This window comes from Enterobacter sp. JUb54 (assembly GCF_014298075.1).
Taxonomy (GTDB): Bacteria; Pseudomonadota; Gammaproteobacteria; order Enterobacterales; family Enterobacteriaceae; genus Klebsiella; species Klebsiella lignicola.
Window position 1 is genome coordinate 2,947,408 of the sequence record NZ_CP060418.1, and the last position, 18,866, is coordinate 2,966,273.

General features: G+C 53.4%; 17 protein-coding genes. 9 read left to right on the forward strand and 8 right to left on the reverse strand.

The features are described 5' to 3' along the window. Positions 1 to 5: 5 nt before the first annotated feature. A complete protein-coding gene (locus HF679_RS13575; protein ID WP_187042128.1) occupies positions 6 to 917 on the forward strand; it encodes a LysR family transcriptional regulator in 912 nt (303 codons plus the stop codon). Between the two features lie 5 nt (positions 918 to 922). Here HF679_RS13575 and cfa read toward each other — a convergent pair whose 3' ends face one another. The 4 genes from cfa to HF679_RS13595 all read right to left on the reverse strand — a co-directional run bounded on the left by cfa (position 923) and on the right by HF679_RS13595 (position 3,953). Then, complete coding sequence (cfa, locus tag HF679_RS13580) at positions 923 to 2,047, reverse strand: cyclopropane fatty acyl phospholipid synthase (RefSeq protein WP_227540130.1); 1,125 nt, start codon at positions 2,045 to 2,047, stop codon at positions 923 to 925. A 316-nt stretch (positions 2,048 to 2,363) separates the two neighbouring features. Next, positions 2,364 to 2,702 carry a helix-turn-helix domain-containing protein gene (locus tag HF679_RS13585; RefSeq protein ID WP_123755593.1) on the reverse strand — a complete coding sequence of 113 codons (339 nt, stop codon included), beginning with the start codon at positions 2,700 to 2,702 and terminating at the stop codon, positions 2,364 to 2,366. Positions 2,703 to 2,758: 56 nt separating this feature from the next. Further along, on the reverse strand, positions 2,759 to 3,010 hold the full coding sequence (locus HF679_RS13590; RefSeq protein WP_123755592.1) for a DUF1471 domain-containing protein: 252 nt from the start codon (positions 3,008 to 3,010) through the stop codon (positions 2,759 to 2,761). Positions 3,011 to 3,155: 145 nt separating this feature from the next. Continuing rightward, positions 3,156 to 3,953: an SDR family oxidoreductase gene (locus tag HF679_RS13595; protein WP_123755591.1), complete on the reverse strand. Its 798-nt coding sequence runs from the start codon at positions 3,951 to 3,953 to the stop codon at positions 3,156 to 3,158. Positions 3,954 to 4,104: 151 nt separating this feature from the next. On the opposite strand from HF679_RS13595, the gene HF679_RS13600 reads away from it, so the two are divergent. From HF679_RS13600 to HF679_RS13620, 5 genes are all read left to right on the forward strand, one after another. Next, the gene (locus HF679_RS13600) at positions 4,105 to 4,998 is read left to right on the forward strand and encodes a LysR family transcriptional regulator (RefSeq protein WP_123755590.1); all 894 of its coding nucleotides are present in this window, start codon (positions 4,105 to 4,107) and stop codon (positions 4,996 to 4,998) included. A gap of 648 nt (positions 4,999 to 5,646) precedes the next feature. Next, the gene (locus tag HF679_RS13605; protein ID WP_123755589.1) at positions 5,647 to 6,195 is read left to right on the forward strand and encodes a fimbrial protein; all 549 of its coding nucleotides are present in this window, start codon (positions 5,647 to 5,649) and stop codon (positions 6,193 to 6,195) included. Positions 6,196 to 6,259: 64 nt separating this feature from the next. Beyond that, the gene (locus HF679_RS13610) at positions 6,260 to 6,943 is read left to right on the forward strand and encodes a molecular chaperone (RefSeq protein ID WP_123755588.1); all 684 of its coding nucleotides are present in this window, start codon (positions 6,260 to 6,262) and stop codon (positions 6,941 to 6,943) included. 8 nt (positions 6,944 to 6,951) lie between these two features. Then, positions 6,952 to 9,465, forward strand: a complete 2,514-nt coding sequence (locus HF679_RS13615; protein WP_187042129.1) for a fimbria/pilus outer membrane usher protein — start codon at positions 6,952 to 6,954, stop codon at positions 9,463 to 9,465. Next, a complete protein-coding gene (locus HF679_RS13620) occupies positions 9,465 to 10,535 on the forward strand; it encodes a fimbrial protein (RefSeq protein ID WP_123755586.1) in 1,071 nt (356 codons plus the stop codon). The genes HF679_RS13615 and HF679_RS13620 overlap by 1 nt, the downstream gene beginning before the upstream one ends. A 69-nt stretch (positions 10,536 to 10,604) precedes the next feature. On the opposite strand, the gene HF679_RS13625 is transcribed toward HF679_RS13620, so the two are convergent. Then, positions 10,605 to 11,594: an aldo/keto reductase gene (locus tag HF679_RS13625; RefSeq protein WP_123755585.1), complete on the reverse strand. Its 990-nt coding sequence runs from the start codon at positions 11,592 to 11,594 to the stop codon at positions 10,605 to 10,607. Between the two features lie 25 nt (positions 11,595 to 11,619). After that, positions 11,620 to 12,471: an aldo/keto reductase gene (locus tag HF679_RS13630; protein ID WP_123755584.1), complete on the reverse strand. Its 852-nt coding sequence runs from the start codon at positions 12,469 to 12,471 to the stop codon at positions 11,620 to 11,622. Between the two features lie 346 nt (positions 12,472 to 12,817). Between HF679_RS13630 and HF679_RS13635 the strand changes: the two genes are divergently transcribed. Next, positions 12,818 to 13,222, forward strand: a complete 405-nt coding sequence (locus HF679_RS13635; RefSeq protein WP_187042130.1) for a hypothetical protein — start codon at positions 12,818 to 12,820, stop codon at positions 13,220 to 13,222. Next, positions 13,219 to 14,535, forward strand: a complete 1,317-nt coding sequence (locus HF679_RS13640) for an FKBP-type peptidyl-prolyl cis-trans isomerase N-terminal domain-containing protein (protein ID WP_123755582.1) — start codon at positions 13,219 to 13,221, stop codon at positions 14,533 to 14,535. Before HF679_RS13635 ends, HF679_RS13640 begins: the two co-directional genes overlap by 4 nt. Positions 14,536 to 14,557: 22 nt before the next feature. Here the strand turns inward: HF679_RS13640 and HF679_RS13645 are convergent, their stop codons facing one another. After that, complete coding sequence (locus tag HF679_RS13645) at positions 14,558 to 16,024, reverse strand: heavy metal sensor histidine kinase (RefSeq protein ID WP_123755581.1); 1,467 nt, start codon at positions 16,022 to 16,024, stop codon at positions 14,558 to 14,560. A gap of 15 nt (positions 16,025 to 16,039) precedes the next feature. After that, positions 16,040 to 16,729 carry a heavy metal response regulator transcription factor gene (locus tag HF679_RS13650; RefSeq protein ID WP_123755580.1) on the reverse strand — a complete coding sequence of 230 codons (690 nt, stop codon included), beginning with the start codon at positions 16,727 to 16,729 and terminating at the stop codon, positions 16,040 to 16,042. Between the two features lie 282 nt (positions 16,730 to 17,011). Here HF679_RS13650 and gabD point away from each other — a divergent pair, with 282 nt between their 5' ends. After that, on the forward strand, positions 17,012 to 18,460 hold the full coding sequence (gene gabD, locus HF679_RS13655) for an NADP-dependent succinate-semialdehyde dehydrogenase (RefSeq protein ID WP_123755574.1): 1,449 nt from the start codon (positions 17,012 to 17,014) through the stop codon (positions 18,458 to 18,460). Positions 18,461 to 18,866: the final 406 nt, after the last annotated feature.

The following is an 18,866-nucleotide window of genomic DNA, read 5'->3' on the forward strand; positions in this document are numbered from 1 at the left end:
CTTCAATGGAGTTAAGACATATTCGCTATTTTTTGGCTGTCGCTGATGCCAAAAGTTTTACTTACGCCGCTGAGGCGCTCGGTATTGGCCAGCCGCCATTAAGTTTACAAATACGCGATCTGGAGAATGAGATTGGCACCAGGTTGTTTCATCGCGTGGCACGAGGCGTTGAGCTAACCGCGGCGGGCAGCGCTTTTTATGAAGAAACCCGACAGCTACCGGGCCTGGTTGAAAACGCAAAGCGCGCAGCCTTGCTGGCATCGAGAGGGGAAAAAGGGGTACTCAAAATCGGTTTTACCTCTTCTTCGGTATTTAATACCGTGGTTACCCGCAGTATTAAACAGTTTAAGAGTCAATTTGCCGATGTCACTTTGCAGCTTGAGGAAGTGCATACTGCTGAATTAATTAATATGATCCAAAATGGCTCTATTGATTTGGCGTTTGTCCGTACCGATCACCTCGATAATGAACAGGCCGAAATGCATCTGTTGATGCGCGAACCGCTGAGCATCGTGTTACCTGATAATCACCCGTTGATTCAGAAAAATAAAATCACATTAGCGCAACTGGTTAATGAGGAGTTAATCGTCTGCCCACGAGATTATAGTGCACAGTTATACGATACGATTATCTCCCTCTTCGATAATTCCGGGTATACGCCGCAGATTAAACAGATGGCGCCGCAACTCTCCTCCATTATTAGCCTGGTTGGTGCCGGTCTTGGGATTTCGATTATTCCTGCGTCAATGAAAGTCATGAGCCACACCGCTTCCGGCGTCGTTTTCTGTGATTTTGATAACGAAGGGGCGTATGTCCCATTAACGTTAATTAGCCGCTCACATGAACGTTCGCCGGCGGCTAAGAATTTTATCAACAATGCCATCGAAACCCTGGAGAATTACCCTTTCTTCTATTAAGGCAATCAGCGCGGGACGCGTAGGCCGCCGCGGTGGCCGCGCGTAAAAACAATTTGCCACAGCTGGATGTTTCTTGCGCGAAAGGCTCCTGCACAGGCCGTCAGATAGTAGGTAAACATCCGATAAAATCTGTCGCTGTAGTTTTTTTCAAGCTGCGGCCAGTGCTCCTGAAAGCGCGCCAGCCAGGCCATCAGGGTCAGGTCATAATCCGCGCCGAAGTTGTGCAGATCTTCAATAATGAAGTGAGATTCGCTGGCCGAAGCAATTTGCGCGACAGAAGGCAGGCAGCCGTTTGGGAAGATATATTTGTTAATCCAGGCGTCAACGCTGAGATCGGTTTTGTTGGCGCCAATGGTATGCAGCAGAAAAATACCGTCAGCAACGAGATTGCGGTCTACTACATCAAAATAGGTGGCATAGTTTTTCGGGCCAACATGTTCGAACATACCCACCGACACAACCCGGTCGAATTTTCGGTCGAGGTCGCGATAATCCTGCAGCAGGATCTCAACATCACAGAGCGCACAATGTTCCTGGGCCATTTTTTGCTGCTCGGCAGATATGGTAATGCCGGTCACGGAGACGCCGTAGTTTTCCGCGGCATAACGCGCCAGACCGCCCCATCCACAGCCTATATCCAGCAAGGTCATACCGCGCTGTAATTGCAATTTTTCGCAAATCAGCCTCAGTTTGTCTTGCTGCGCCGTCGCCAGATCGCGGGCATTTGCCCAGTAGCCACAAGAATATTGCATATGGGGATCGAGCATCAGGTGAAACAGATCGTTGCCGAGATCATAATGCTCTTTCCCGACAATCCAGGCGCGTTTTTTGGATTGCAGATTGGTTAATCTGGATTTGATGATCCGCAGGCGATCGCCGAAATTAGGGGGTAATGCCGAATCGATATGGGCGATGAGGATTTTCTCAATCATCTCATCAATGTGATCGCACTCCCACCAGCCATCCATATAGCTTTCGCCTAGCCCAAGCGACCCCTGGGCCAGCAGGCGTTTAAATAAATTGTCATTGTTAACTCTGATATCAAAACAACGATCGCCATTAAACTCAATGCCCGTATCGGATAAAATACTGGCGCAAGTCTGGAGATCCCGATTGCCCTGCAAAGGCATATCTGAATAATTTCGCATTGAAAAACCCTAAGTGAAGATGATTTACAATTTATTCTGCCGATGTTTTCGACAACGATAGACATCAGACCAGGAATGCTGCGTTACAGCCCTTTCCTCTCTGACGCGTTGCCGTAGGGGAGTGTATTTAATACCGGGTAGCTGTGGTATTCACTGCCAGAAGGGTTATCTATACATTCTTTAAATAGCGGCAGTCAGGACACAGGCAATCTGGGGCTCAATGGCGGCTCTTGCGGACGTCGATGCAGGGCGAGTGGTGAATCATTCAGATATGGTGGATTTCGCTAACCGTCTAAATTTAGCTCTGATATCGATTCACATGTCGGTAGCGCGAGGGTGGCAGGCGATAATGCCGTGAAAATACCCGGGTGAAGGTCTGCTGCGAATCAAAACCATATTTGCAGGCAATATTGATAATCGCCTCATCGGTTTCCACTAAATCCTTTGCCGCCAGATTCAGTTTCTGCTCCCGGATATATTTCCCCAGGCTTACGTTCATTACCTGAAAAAAAACACGCTGAAGATGCCATTTAGAATATCCTGCACGGGCGGCAACATCTTCTATCTTCAGCGGTTGATGTATATTCCGGTCGATCCAGTCAGTAATGTCTTCGATGATATCTTCTGTTTTAAACATAAATGAGTACTCACGTTAGAGAAACAACGATATCAACCGAAGATGTCGTGAATCTATTATTTATAGATTTCGGCAACACCATGCAGACGATTATTACCGGTCGCTGACAGAATTTTATACTCGCTGGCGCCTTGCTTATCGGCCTTCTGAGATAAGGCATCGGACAACTCATCCAGCGTCAGCGCATTGCTGGCGGAGACAACGCCGATTTTCTCTTTACCGGCGGCGTCATTCACCAGTTGGGCTGCATTGGCTACATTAAACAGGCCTGAACTGATAAGTACTGCGGAAATTAAGATCGCTTTCATACCGGATACCTCGTTAAATAAAAAAGTGAAAGGGGATATATTCCGCCACGTTTAAATTAAACGTCTCTGCGTCATTATTTACATCCTTGAAAAACAGTATACGGATCTCGCCTGTCGGAGACCTGACGAGACCCTGACATCTTTGTCAGGAAAGAGATTTCACTTCATCATATTGATTCAGAAAAGAATTTAGCTCACTGACAATCCCAGCTGGCTCCTCAGCAAGCGGCATATTGTCGATATCCAGAATAGCGTCGATATCTTTCGGCCGATCCGCCTGAAGCGCGGCAAACAGCGGGTTGAGATCCCGTTGCCCCTCCCCTTTCTCCGCCACCAGCTCAAAGGTTTTGTTTTTCGCGGCATCGCTGGTGAGTGCACAAATCAGCACCTGCGCAATTTGCGCCCGTGCAATCACGCCATCATCCGGCGTACCGGCGTGGCGACGGTCGCCCTGCAGCATCACAAGCTGGTGCTCATCATCCTTGTTGTAATCAAACCAGCCCGGCCGGACGATGGTATACGGATGCCCGCTGGCCCGGACCAGACGCTCGGCGCGCCGTTTCCAGTCATGGACTTCGGTACGCTGGTTCCAGCTGCTGAGCCGCTCTGTGACCCCAATGGTCGACATCAGAGCGATCCGCACCTGGGTTCCCTCCAGCAGGCGCAGGATATTTCGCACGCCGCCGTAATCAATCGCCCGGGCGCCGATACGCCCCTGGCCGTCGGAGCCGAGGGTAAAAATCACCGCATCAATCTCTTTCACCGCTTCCGCCAGCGTCTCAGGCAGAGCCACGTCGCCGTAGCACACCTCGGTCTGGCGAGGTAACACCCGCACTTTCTGACGATTTCTGACCAATGCTCTGGGCTGATGGCCCATGGCGATGGCGGTCTCTACGACCGGGAGGCCGACGCTACCGGTCGCGCCTGCAATAAGAATTTTCATGGAACACCTTCTGTATTCAGTAACCAAAATGACGTTAAAAACAGGATACCGCTTGCCATTGTTCTCAGTAACCGGGCTAAAATGATTGCGTCTATGAACGATCTTCATGAGTGCGGCCTGCAGCTGACCAGGCTCAATAAGGAAATCGCCGATGCTTAAAGAGAACTTCAACGAACTGCAAATCTTCCTGGCGGTAGCGAGGGAGCGAAGCTTCACCCGCGCGGCCGGCAAACTCGGCGTCTCACAATCCGCGCTCAGCCATGCCATCAAGGCGCTGGAAGCGCGTTTAAACCTGCGTCTGCTGACCCGAACCACCCGCAGCGTCTCCCCGACGGAGGCCGGTGAGCGCATCATTGCCAGCCTGGAGCCACGCCTCGCCGAACTTGAACAAGAGCTGGAGATGCTGATCCAGCTGAACGGCACGGCATCTGGCAATCTCCGTCTGTCCGCAGGTGAACACGCCGTTCGCAGCCTGGTGTGGCCGAAGCTGAAACCGTTTCTGCGGGAATACCCGGAAATCAATGTCGAGCTGGTGGTGGATAACGGCTTCGTGGATATCGTGGATGGCCGTTTCGATGCCGGTGTGCGGCTAGGGGAAAGCGTCGATAAAGACATGATTGCCGTCAGAATCGGCCCGGATATGCGCATGGCGGTGGTGGCTTCCCCCGACTATTTTGCCGCCAACGGCACCCCGGAAACGCCCCATGATCTGCAGCATCACCGCTGTATCAATATGCGCCTGCCTACCGCCGGTGGCCTGTATCACTGGGAGTTCGAGCGCGAGGGTAAACCGCTGCGCGTGCGGGTTGAGGGACAGCTGACCTTCAATCTGCTGTCAGAAAGGATTGATGCGGCGCAGTCCGGCTTTGGCATCGCCTGCGTACCGGAAGATGTGATTGCAGAGTCGGTCCGTTGCGGAGCGTTGGTTCAGGTACTGGAGGCATGGTGCCCCGCTTTCCCCGGCTACTACCTCTACTACCCCAGCCGAAAGCAGCATCCGCCGGCGTTCGCGCTGATGATTGATGCGCTGCGCTATAGCGAGTAACGATGACGAATACCGGGCCGACGGTGACCCGCCAGCCCGTTGCGACTACCGCCCTACCCGCGCCTGAAGCTCTGCGGGATAGCGCTCGCTGCAATGTTTATCGTATCAGCCACGGAGTAATCTACTGCAAATCATCCGGTGAAAGAATCATGTATTTTGATAAAAAACACGGGAGTTCATGTTAATATTTTCGTTCCTTTAATCCTCCCAGTAAAAAAATACCCCCCATTCTGAAACACCGCACCAATTTAATTGGTTAAATATCAGCCAAAACAATATCATCCAGGGCCAAAACATTTAAATTCTGTACCTTTTATTTTATGAACAGGAAGAACTGGCTCATCTCAACTTGTGCCACAGAAAAGCCACTCCCATCTTCACTTAAGTTCGAACCAACAAACAAAACCCATACATATCAATGCAATAAATAAAACACCAAACAAAAAATAAGATTTCATAAGATCTGAGTTAACCCCACCCCACCTGAAGTTAATTGAACTAAAAAGAATAAATATTATTTCAGTTTCAATTTAACGCACCAACCGTATCCTAGGTGACGGAAACAATATTAATTGTTGTGTTTGCTTTGTGCAGATACGCATTAATGATTAACCAGCACCATTAATAGCCTCGAAGGAAATATATCGAATGAAATTATACCAATTTGGCAAAATTGCCTTAGTGCTCGCCGCTGCGGGTTTATCAAGTGTCGCGAATGCAGCAGACGGTACTATTAATTTTATCGGCACCATCTCAGCCGCTGCGTGTTCTGTAAATAATACTGCAGGGACCTCTTCAACCAGCGGAACCGTGGATTTTGGTCAGGTCAGCAATATCACTCTGGCCACGGCAGGAGCATCGACGGTCAGTACGCCATTCAGCATTGAGCTGACCGAGTGTGCCGTTGAGAACGCACCTAAGATCACCTTCACCGGGACTTCTCTGGGCTCTTCTGCCCGACCTGAACTCTTTGCATCCGGCATCACCGGCGTCGGTATCCGTATTGAAGACGCCGGCGCCAGCGGCACCTACTACACCACCGACGTATCGAACAGCAACACCGGCCTCTCCTTACTGGGCGAGGATGTAGTGTCAGCAACCGGCAAATTCAACGCCTATCTGGTCAGCGATACCGCCACGGCAAAAACCGGTGGAGATATCGATACCAACGTGACCTTCACTATCGATTACAGCTGATAACGTTCGGTGATGGCCGGTAATAACCTTGCTTTACCGGCCTTTTTTATTCCGGAGCCAGACAATGACCTTAAAATACGCAATGTGCCTCTTTGGTGCCGCACTTCTTCCTTTATCTGTACTTGCTGACGGACTCACTCTGGGTGGCACCCGCCTTATTTATGATGCGGCAAAAAAAGAGGCCAGCATTGCCCTTGAAAACCGAGGGAAAAGTACGCCTCAACTGGTACAAACCTGGGTGTCCGACAAGAACCGCAACACCCAGGCGATTCCTTTCGTCACCACGCCACCGGTCTCCAAGCTAGGGCAGAACGACACTATCGCTATACGCGTGGTCTACGTCGGGCAATCACTGCCCAATGACCGTGAAACGCAGTTCCAGCTTAACGTTCGTGCCGTCCCCGCCACAGAGCGGAAAAACAACCCGCAGCGAATGGTGATCGCCACACAGAACATTATCAAGCTGATTTATCGCCCGGTCGGACTGACGTCTGAAGCGGCTTCCCGGGCCGGGGAAAGTCTGAAGGTGAATTCGGTCAGCGGCGGAGTGCGTTTTGATAACCCGACGCCGTATGTCGTCTCTCTCGCAAGCGTCGTCATCAACGGAAAGAAAGTTGAACGCCCGGGGACAATTCAGCCCTATAGCCAGCTTCTGGTGCCCTCACCAGCAGGCACGCCTTCTACGGTTATCTGGCGCACCATTAATGACTTCGGCGGCATCACACAAGACGTCAAGTTCACGTTCTGAGGACGACCATGCGCAAACTGTTATCCGCAGGGCAACTCACAGCCCTGACGGCAGCCATCTTTTGTGTGCTGTACGGGAGTCGGAGCGTCCGGGCCGAACTCTATTTTAACGTCAACTCCCTTAATCTTACGGATGAACAGAGACAACAAATCGATCTGGATCTTCTGTCACGTACCGATATCCAGATGCCCGGAGAGTACGACGTAAACGTGCGCGTCAACCGCAGTGACGCTGGCCGATACCGGATGAATTTTGTCGCCTGTGATAACCGATTATGCCCCGAACTCACCCCCGAGCTGCTCAGCACGCTGGGTGTCAAAACGCAGGTTATTCCCGGCATCAAGAACCTTGCTCCGGACGCCATTATTACCCACCTGGAGGCGTTACTTCCCGGAGCGGAGACACCGTTTGATTTTGGACGCGGTATTCTGGATATCAGCATTCCTCAGGCGGCGATGGATAACCGTGCTCGTGGGTATATTCCCCCGGAGCAATGGGACGATGGCCTGCCCTTTCTGTTTACTTCCTACAGTGCCAGCGGGTCGGAAAATCACAACAGAAACCTCGGACAAAACACCAGTACCCAGTATGTGAATTTCCGCAGCGGGGCCAATTTTGGCGCATGGCGTCTGAGAAACACAGGCTACTATCAGGCCAACGCTGCCCGCGGCCAGTGGCAGAATCTGGAAACCCGGCTTGAGCGCGACATCCGCAGCCTGCGCTCGCGCTTAGTGATGGGCGATACCAGCAGCCCCGGGATTATCTTCGACAGTTTCAGCTTTCGGGGCGTCAGCCTGAGCACACAAGACAGTATGCTGCCCGACAGCCAACAGGGCTATGCGCCGCAGATAACCGGCGTGGCGGTGACTAATGCCACGGTGGAAATCAGACAGAACGGCAACCTGCTTTACCAGACCTTTGTCTCTCCGGGGGCATTTATCATCGATGACCTGTATGCCACCTCTACCTCAGGCGACCTTCAGATAACCGTACGCGAAGAGGATGGTTCAGTCCGCAGCTGGACACAGTCCTTCGCCTCACCGCCGATATCAATACGCCAGGGTGCGCTTAAATATTCGGCTACCGCAGGCAAGTTTGGCGCACATTACTATCACAGTCGCGATACGCAAGCGCAGCGCTTTATACAGGCTGAATTTCTGTATGGCGTACTGAACAGTACATCGTTGTATGCAGGCCTTATCGCAGCGGAACACTACCGTTCCGGTATGCTGGGCGTGGGACAGGCTCTGGGAATTTTGGGAGCACTGTCGCTCGATGTTACCCATGCGCAGACTCATTTTTCCAGCGGAGAAAAGCAGACAGGGCAATCTTGGCGCGCCCGCTACAGCAAGCGTTTTGAAGTCACAGGCACCAGTATGACGCTCGCCGGATACCGTTATGCTACGGATGGATATTATGACTTTGATGAGGCCAGTAACAGTTACCACACCGCAGAGAGAGTCAACCGAACGATACTCAAAAGTCGGGCACAACTCAGTCTCAGTCAGGATCTTGGTCCTCTGGGTTCCCTGGCGTTGTCCGCTAATCAGCAGGAATACTGGAACGGATACAGCCGTAGTCGCAGTCTGACTGGCGGCTGGAGCAAAACGTTCAACGGCGTAACGGTAAACCTTAGCCAGACCCAAAGTAAAAGCTGGCGCTCCGGGAAGACGGATAACGTGACCTCCTTCAGCATCAGCCTGCCCATTGGTCAGTGGCTCTCTGGCCACGGCAGTTCCATCAGAATGAATACCAGCTACACACGCTCTGATTCCGGCAGCGCAACCCTCAATAGCACCCTGTCAGGCACGGCGCTGGCAGGACGAAATTTATCCTGGGCGGCCTCGCAGGGTTACCGCCAGGAGGGGAGCCAGGAAAGGAACAGCACCGCACTCTCTGGCACCTACCGTGGCGGATTGGGCTCATTAAGTGTTGGCTACTCTAACTATTATGGCGAGAGCCGCCAGTTTAACTGGGGAGCTCAAGGAGCCGTCGTGGTGCACCCTCACGGCGTGACTTTATCTCCCCCTCTCTACGAAGGCAGCGCCTATGCCCTCGTTCGCTCGCCCGGAGCGGATGGCGTCAGGGTGAAAAATCAAATCGGTCTGACCACCGACTGGCGCGGATATGCGGTAGTCCCTTCAATGATGGCCTACCGGGAAAACCGCGTCGGTCTGGACACCGCCACTCTGGGAGAAAACGTGGACCTGAAACAGGCCGAGGTCAAAGTAGTACCGACCCGAGAAGCGCTGGTACTGGCCGACTTTAACACCAGCAAAGGTTACCGCAGCCTGTTGACACTGAAGCACGCAGGCCAGGCCGTTCCGTTCGGGGCGATGGTCAGCGCCGGCGACAGCCAGGGCATTGTCGGCGACGGTGGTCAGGTCTACCTGTCCGGTATGGCCGATGGTACAGCGCTGACGGTGGTGTTATCGGCCGATCGCAGTTGCTCCGGGATTTTTGAGGAGAAAAAGGCGATGAAAGTGAACGGATTAATGATGGCAGAGACGGAGTGTCTGTAATGAAAATAAAACGATATCTGCCGCCAGCGCTTGCCGGCATAGCGTTACTGACCTTGAGCAACCAGGCGCTAGCTGAATGTCAGTGGTTAGCAGGGAAATCGGCGGCGGCCTATACCTATTCACCGCCCATTGGCCTGGTGGGTAGTTCACTACTCAGTTACATTATTCATCAGGATTATATCTCCGGCCCCACTCTTGCAGCAATGACAGGCGCAGCCAATGTTTATACTGACATTATTCAGTGTACCTCTGAGGAGGACCTGATAACATTTGAAGGTGGAGATTTTCCTACCGGGGAATTAGTCGCTAACTCACAATTTAAATTTATCCGCCCGAATAATAATGTCCGTGTCGGTTTCGTATTTCGCTCGTCTAAATCTGAGGGTTACTGGGTGTACCCTGACAGAACGACGGGAGCCCCAACCGCACAAACTCTGGCCCAGCTTTACGCTCTGAATGGGACCAGCTTTTCTGAACGAAACGGACGTCTGTCGTGGTCAGAGATCATTGTCAAAGGAGGCTATAATATTAATATCTATGCCTTTAAAGCCGGTGGCTCTGTTAATTCCGGGCATCTGCCTGCCGGGCTATTCGGTAGTATAAAAGTCGGTTTGTTAACCGTATTGAATATAAATTTCAGCGGCGTTGACGTGACCGCGGCATCCTGCGAAATAAAAGATTATCCTGCTGAGGTGCCGCTAGGGATAGCCTATAAGCAGCGCTTTCCCAATCCGGGCGATACGCAGAATGAAACAACATTCAGTATCAGTCTGGCCTGTGAAGATACGCGACTTTTACCGGCTCTCGCCTTTGAAGGGGCGACAGACAGCACCCACAAGACGGTATTTAGCAACACCACAGGCGAAGGTTATGCGGCAAATGTGGGGGTTCAACTTATGCGAAACGGCAGCGTAATCACCCCTGGCGCGTTAACGCCAGCCACGCTTGGTAGCGTCACGTCGACTGCCGCTATGGCATACGACTTCAGCGCCCGTCTGTTTCGCTTAAATGGCAACATGACTTCCGGGGCGGTGGAAGTACCGGTCACATTTACCATCACCTATGAATAGACTCAGCGTTCTGATGTCATCAATAAGCCAGGAATAACGGGCCGACGGTGACCCGCCAGCCCGTTGCGACTACCGCCCTACCCGCGCCTGAAGCTCTGCGGGATAGCGCTCGCCGACAATCTTCACCGTATCGAGCGCCTGGGTAATCTGCTGCAGATCCGCTGGCGAAAGGACAACATCTGCCGCCCCCAGGTTCTCCTCCAGACGATGCAGTTTAGTGGTCCCCGGGATCGGCACGATCCACGGTTTTTGCGCCAGCAGCCATGCCAGCGCGATTTGCGCCGACGTCACGCCTTTCTCTGCGGCCAGCTCGCCGAGCAGCGCAATCAGCCGTTCGTTCGCGGCGATTGCCTCGGCGGCAAAACGCGGCACTTTACTGCGGAAATCATCGGCCCCGAAGGTCGCCCCTGGCTTAATCGCGCCGGTCAGGAACCCCTTTCCTAGCGGGCTGAAGGGAACAAAGCCGATCCCCAGCTCTTCCAGCAGCGGTAAAATCGCCTGCTCAGGCTCGCGCCACCACATCGAATATTCACTTTGCAGCGCGGCAACCGGCTGGACGGCATGCGCCCGGCGAATGGTCTCCACCCCGGCCTCGGACAGGCCAAAATGCTTAACCTTCCCTTCCGCGATCAGCATTTTTACGGTGCCGGCGACATCCTCGATCGGCACATCCGGATCAACCCGGTGCTGATAGAGCAGATCGATAACATCCGTTTTAAGGCGGCGCAGCGACCCCTCGACCGCCGCGCGAATATGCTCCGGACGGCTGTTGAGGATCTGCTGCTTGTTGTCATCGCCGAAGGTAAAACCGAATTTGGTGGCGATCACCACCTGGTCGCGAAACGGTTTCAGGGCTTCGCCGACCACCTCTTCGTTCAGATACGGCCCGTAGACTTCCGCGGTATCGAAAAAGGTCACGCCGCGCGCCACCGCGGCACGGATCAGTTCAATCGACTGACGGGTATCCGTCGCCGGGCCGTAGCCATGGCTGAGGCCCATGCACCCCAAACCCAAGGCCGAGACTTCCAGACCTGATTGACCAAGAAAGCGTTTTTGCATGTGCCTGGTTCCTCTGTTATTGGGTTTAGACGTCGAGTTTACGGCCGGTCAGCCACTCCACCATCGCCGGATCGCGATGCGAGAAGAAGGCGCTGGTGGCGGTATCCATGGCGGCAATGCGCACCATGTCCTCTGAGCTCAGTTCAAAATCGAGAATATTGATGTTCTCTTCCATTCGCGCTTTGCGCACGGATTTGGCCAGCGAGACAATGCCGCGCTGGTAGATCCAACGTAAAACGACCTGGCCGACGCTTTTGCCATATTTTTCCCCGATCGCGGTCAGCACCGGATGCTGGAACAGGCCATTTCGCCCTTCGGCAAAAGGCGCCCATGCCTCTGGCTGAATACCGCGGCTCTGCATCCACGGCACCGCCTGCAGCTGCTGGTGGAACGGGTTAACTTCAATTTGGTTGACCGCCGGTGCCACCTGATTAAAGGCCATCAGGTCCGCGAGCCTGTCCGGGTGAAAGTTACTCACGCCAATCGCGCGGATTTTGCCAGCCTGCTGTAAGGCTTCCATCGCCCGCCACGCCCCGTGCACGTCGCCGTAAGGCTGGTGGATCAGGTACAGGTCGACGTAATCCAGCTGCAGGCGGTTCAGCGAGCGTTCAAACTGCGCTTTCGCCCCTTCATAACTGGTGTCCTGCAGCCACAGTTTGGTGGTGACGAAAAGCTCATCGCGCGCGATGCCGCTCTGCCTGAGCGCGTTGCCCACCTGGGTTTCATTTTGATAAGAGGCGGCGGTATCAATCAGGCGATAGCCGGTATCAAGGGCATCCAGCACGGCACGCTCGCACTCTGCGGCATCCGTCATCTGGAAGACACCAAAGCCCAACAGGGGCATCTCAATACCGTTATTTAGTTTTACCGTTTGCATGACGTTATCCTTCAGCTGTTGTGTGAGAGAAGCATAGCGCAGAGTGATTTATTCGATTAGATAGCGGAATAAACTAGGGTTTATTAGATTGATTCATTAATCCGACAGGTGCCTGCCGCCCCGCCCGCTGACGCGCTCCGGCCACGCATCTGGCGTGGGGAATATCAGGATAATAACGTTATTGTATTTCGCCAGGATGATTCTCACCATTTGGTTAAAAAAACAACCTTTGAAGTGCTTAATCTGAATTAAGGTAAAAGCAAACCTGCATCGTTGTGAGTTAAAATTCTTTCTGCTAGTGTCGATAAATATAACTTATCAAATAGTATTTATTATGGTGGGAATCATGACAAGGAATAACCTGTTGGCGTTAGTTTGTATTTCCGTGGGGGTATTACAGGGCTGTGCCAATATAAAAAAAACAGACTGTGCGTTAATCAACACGCCTGCCACGCAAAAAGAACAACCGGCCCAATTACCCGCCCTGCAGCAGGGTATCCAGGATGCCGATGCATTGGTTAAGTTAGATAAAAAATTCCAGAAAGACTCCAGTGAGCTGTATGGTTTAATTAACGATGCGAAATTCTATGCTTCAGTCTCAGGGCAAACGTCGGCCAGCGTGAAATCAACCATCACCCCGCTGTTTGAATACAAGATCAACGATAAATGTAATAGCATTTCGCAGAAGCTAATAAAAGAGTTTGAAAGCCGGGCTAAAAAAGCCGATCTCAATGACGGGATCGCCAGATGATCCACCATCCGGGGATAGTGAAAACATACCCGCGTCGCCCGCTGACGATCGCCGTTGTGCTCTCAACCCTTTTTGTTTTACCCCCTGCGCATTCTGCGGGGGAAGACTTCCTCGATAATATTTCGAAACTCGAGATCCAGCATCCGCCGCCCTCAGATAACGGGAAGGCAGAATCGTCCGCGGGCCAGCAGCGCCCGGATGACGGCAGTACTACCAGCAAACAGGCCCCTCAGAAGCCAGCGGTCGTCAGAAAGGCCGCCAACCAGAATAATAAAGCAGATAACACGATTGCGGCCCTGCGCAAGCAGAATGCGGAGCTGAGTGCCGCGGTCAAAGCGGCAGAGAAAACGCGTGACGAGACCACCCGCACGCTGACGGCGCAGATCGCCGCGCTGGAAGCGCGAAACACGGCGCCTGACGTTGACCAGAGCGCAAGCCTGAATGCGCTGAACAAAAAAAATGCGCAGCTGGCGGCCGCCGCTGAAGCCGCACAGAAAAAGCTCGAAGAGAGCGCCCGCACTCTGAATGCGCAAATCACTGCGCTGAAAACTCAGGGAGCGCAGAGTGATAGCGAGCAGAAAAGCGCCCTTGCCGCGTTAACGAACAAGAATACGCAGCTGACGGCCGCCGCCGAAGCCACGCAGAAAAAACACGAGGCTGCGGTTGCCGCATTAACCGATAAAAATAAGACGTTACAGTCAGCCCTCGACCGAGTGGCGGTAAAAGACGACAAACTCAACCTTGCAGATAAAAACAATAAAAACGCCTATGCGTTAGGGGTTTTCTATCTGACCCAGGCCTTATCGGCAATGGAAAAAATGACCGACAACGGGATGAAGCTCGCCCCAGCGGCATTGGTCTCCGGATTTAACGATGCTTACCAGCAAAAACTGAAAATAAAAGAGAGTGAGATTGAAAAAACCGTCAACGCCCTGAACGACCATATGTCGGCAAAGTTTGTTGATATCGACAATAAAATCATGGCGAAAATAAAGAATAAAAAATACGAAATTTTGCCGAACGGCGTCTATTTTGTGGTAGATAAGAAAGGAAAAGAGAAATATAAGCTCGACGAATCGCTGTCCATGAATATTCTGGAGAAGAAACTGGACGGCACGCCGATATTAAACACCATGAACTCCAGCATGATGTATGACAAACAGACCGATCCGCTGATGGATAAAATCCTGTCGTCCGGCTTTAAAGGCGGCACGGTCACACTGTATGGTCAGGCGGGTTCCCTGTATAACCCGCCGCCTGAGGCGATCAGCCCCACCACGTTAATATCGATCACCTTCGAGCTGCTGCCGTAGCAGCTCAATGCCCTGCCAGTGATCAGGCAGAGGTATGCCGGGCAATGGTGTCGGCCGGGTCCGGCACCGCGGCGATATTCGAATAGGGCACGCGGTTTCGCGCGGCGTCAGGGTTCGGCAACATCGCAAAGGTGATCCCAAAGGTATTGATGCCCCCTTCGCTGCGGGCAAACACGTCCCCGTGATGCATAATCGCGACCGCCCGCACGATAGACAACCCAAGGCCGTGATGGGTATCGCTTTTCGCCCGTGAAGAATCCACCCGGTAAAAACGCTCAAACAGGCGATGCAAATGCCCGGGCGCGATCTGTTCGCCGGGGTTCGATACCGCCACGCAGGCCCGGTTGTCCTGTTCGCTGAGCCTGACGGTCACCGTACCGTGCGGCGGCGAATGTCGGGCGCTGTTCTCCAGCAAATTCGCCAGCGAACGGTGGAACAGGCGGCGGTCTATATGGGCAATGGCCTCGCCTTCAACCTCCAGCGAAAGCTGCTTTTCAGCAAATGAAGGTTCGACATACTCTGCGGTTTTCAGCGTCTCTTCACGCAGGGAGACGCGGGTCAGCTGCGAGGCATGTTCCCCCGCATGAGCGTGCGACAAAAACAGCATGTCGTTGACGATGGAGGCCATACGTTCAAGCTCCTCCAGGTTGGATCCCAGCAGCTCCTCCAGCTCTTCAGGCGAACGCCGCCGCGACAGCCCCAGCTGGGTCTGACCGATCAGATTGGTCAGCGGCGTGCGCAATTCGTGGGCCACATCGGCATTAAAACTTTCGAGCTGCCGCCAGGCAATTTCCTGGCGCTCAAGCACGCCATTAAAGGATGAGGCCAGCGGCTGGAGCTCTACCGGTAATGTTTCGGTATCCAGGCGTTGACCATGATCTCCCGGCACCAGATGCCGCGCCTGATGGCTCAACGCGCCCACCGGTCGCAGGCCAATTCGGCAAGCTGCATAGCCCAGCCCGGCGACAATCAGCACCCCCAACACGGTGATGATCAGCAGCGTATGGGTAAAGGCATTGAGGGTGCCCATATAACGCGTGGAATCGATAGCGACGACGAAGCGCAGAGCGGGCCGTTCGCCGTTGGCAGGAATGGTTTTCACCAGCAGGGATAATGAACAGGCGTTTTCCGTCGCCCCGGGCACGGTGTTGAAGCCCTCTTGCAGCGACGCCCACTGCACCCCGACCGGCGGCGTGCCGCCCACGCTAAAACGGGGATTATCGCTGACGATCCAGTAACGTACCCGCTCACCTTCCGAACTGGCGAGCACGGTAAATTTACTGGCCAGCGTCGACCAGCCGTCCGCCGACGTTCGCGCAGTGATCCACGGGCTCATCAGCGACTCGCGAAAATGCAGCTCGTTATGCATCTGCCGTCGCAAAGAGTCGTGCAGCGAACTTCTCAGCAAAATGCCGATGGCCACGACAATCAGTAAGGCGGATAACGCAAACATCAACGCCATATGGACGGAGATAGAACGCCTGGACATGCTTAACTCCTGTGCTTAACTCTGTGGTTCTGCCCTGACTTCAAGGACATACCCCATGCCGCGAACGGTATGCAGCAGTTTGACGTCGAACGGCGCATCGACCTTGGCGCGCAGCCGCTTGATGGCCACTTCCACCACGTTGGCATCGCTGTCGAAATTCATATCCCAGACCTGCTCGGCAATCATCATTTTGGATAAAATCTCGCCCTGATGGCGCGCCAGCAGGCTCAGCAAAGTGAACTCCTTCGCCGTCAGCTCCAGCCGGACTCCGGCACGAAATACCCGGCGGGCCAGCAGATCGAGCTGCAAATCGTGAATGTGCAACTGCGTAATATCGGCGCCATCTGTGGCACGCCGGCGTACCAGCGCCTGAATGCGGGCCACCAGCTCAATCAGCGAAAACGGTTTGGGGAGATAATCATCCGCTCCCAGCCGCAGTCCTTTAACCCGCTCGTCGACGGCGCCGCGGGCGGAAAGCATCAGTACCGGCGTCTGTTTACTGGCCCGAATGCCTTCCAGCACCCGATAGCCGTCCATGCCGGGCAGCATGACGTCGAGGATGATCGCGTCATAATCAAATTCTAGTGCGTAATGCAGACCTTCCGCGCCATCCGTGGAGACATCAACCGTAAAGCCTGACTCACCCAGTGCGCGATTGAGGTAACTCGATGTTTTTTCTTCATCTTCAACTAATAACAAGCGCATCTTATTCCCTCTCGTTGAGTCCAGCCCGAGAACACAAGCAATGTTAACGTTTCACACCCGTCATCTGGCTGACATTTTTCTGACATTCCTGTCAGGAATGTGTTTCTGAATTATAGTAACCCGGAGATAACGGGGGATAATCCCCACAACCAGGATAAGGACTATGAGCAGGATTCATAAATGCCGTTAATGCCTGGCTCAGGCGTCTACACTTAACAGAGAAGGGAGTGACAGACGACCCCACTCCCTTTCCCGTTAAACGCACTGAAACAGGACATCATCATGCAATTGAATGACCAGGATTTGTTTCGCCAACAGGCCTTTATCAATGGAGAGTGGCGAGATGCCACCAGCGGCGATGTGATTACCGTAACGAACCCCGCCAATGGCGAAACGTTGGGTTCAGTCCCGAAAATGGCGACCGAGGAGACCCGCGACGCCATCCTTGCCGCCAGTCGCGCCCTTCCCGCCTGGCGCCAGCTCACCGCCAAAGAGCGCGCGACGATCCTGCGCCGCTGGTTCGATTTAATCATGGCGAACCAGGACGATCTGGCACGGCTGATGACGCTGGAGCAGGGTAAACCGCTGGCGGAAGCCAAAGGCGAAATTGCTTATGCCGCCTCCTTTATCGAATGGTTTGCCGAAGAGGGCAAACGGATCTACGGCGATACCATTCCCGGCCATCAGGCGGATAAACGCCTGATCGTCATCAAGCAGCCGATCGGCGTGACCGCCGCGATCACCCCCTGGAATTTCCCGGCGGCGATGATCACCCGCAAAGCCGGTCCGGCGCTGGCGGCCGGCTGTACGATGGTGCTCAAACCCGCCAGCCAGACCCCCTTCTCCGCGCTGGCGCTGGCCGAACTGGCGACCCGCGCCGGGATCCCGGACGGGGTGTTCAACGTGGTGACCGGCTCCGCCAGCGCCATCGGCAACGAGCTGACCGGCAACCCGCTGGTACGTAAACTGACGTTTACCGGCTCCACCGACATCGGCCGTCAGCTTATGGCGCAGTGCGCCCAGGACATTAAAAAAGTCTCGCTCGAACTGGGCGGCAACGCGCCGTTTATCGTGTTTGATGATGCCGATCTGGACAAGGCGGTCGAAGGCGCAATGGCCTCCAAGTTCCGCAACGCCGGGCAGACCTGCGTCTGCGCCAATCGCCTGTACGTGCAGGATGGGGTGTATGAGCAATTTGCTGAGAAGCTACAGCAGGCGGTGAACAAGCTGCAGCCTGGCGACGGCCTGCAGGACGGGGTGACGACCGGGCCGCTGATCGATGAGAAAGCGGTGGCCAAGGTGCAGGAACATATCGCCGATGCCGTTGCAAAAGGCGCCCGGATTATCACCGGTGGCAAAGTGCATGCGCTGGGCGGTAACTTTTTCCAGCCAACCATTCTGGCCGATGTTCCCGACAGTGCAAAAGTGGCAAAAGAAGAGACCTTCGGCCCGCTGGCGCCGCTGTTCCGCTTCAAAGACGAAGCGGAAGTGATCCATCAGGCCAACGATACTGAATTTGGCCTGGCCGCCTATTTCTATGCCCGCGATCTGAGCCGCGTCTTCCGCGTCGGCGAGGCGCTGGAGTATGGGATCGTCGGCATCAACACCGGTCTTATCTCCAACGAAGTGGCCCCCTTTGGCGGAGTCAAAGCCTCCGGCCTCGGGCGTGAAGGTTCGAAATACGGCATTGAGGACTACTTAGAAATCAAATACATGTGTATTAGCCTGTAAAGTAGGCTGGTTTAACGCCGTATCTGAAGCCCAAAACGTGTTATTTGCCATTACGCTTTGGGCCTTTTTATGCGGTGGAAACGGCCCCACCAGGGAACGTTGCAGGCTTCATTAATCCAATAATACAGAAACTATCCGATGATGGTAAATAAAAAGAAACTTATTCATCATATAAATAACAACCAAACTCAAACTCAAACCCAATACACTAAATAAATAAAAATCAGATCTGTATAACAAAAATAAAAATATCTTTTTAATAATCTAATTAAGGCGCAAGAAGTTAAAGTGTCAAATAATAGATACTGATAACTCATAGGGATATACTATGTTAAATAAATTACTATACATTATTTCAATACTTATATTATGCTCAGCAACAACAGTTACAGCAGAGCAAAGCACA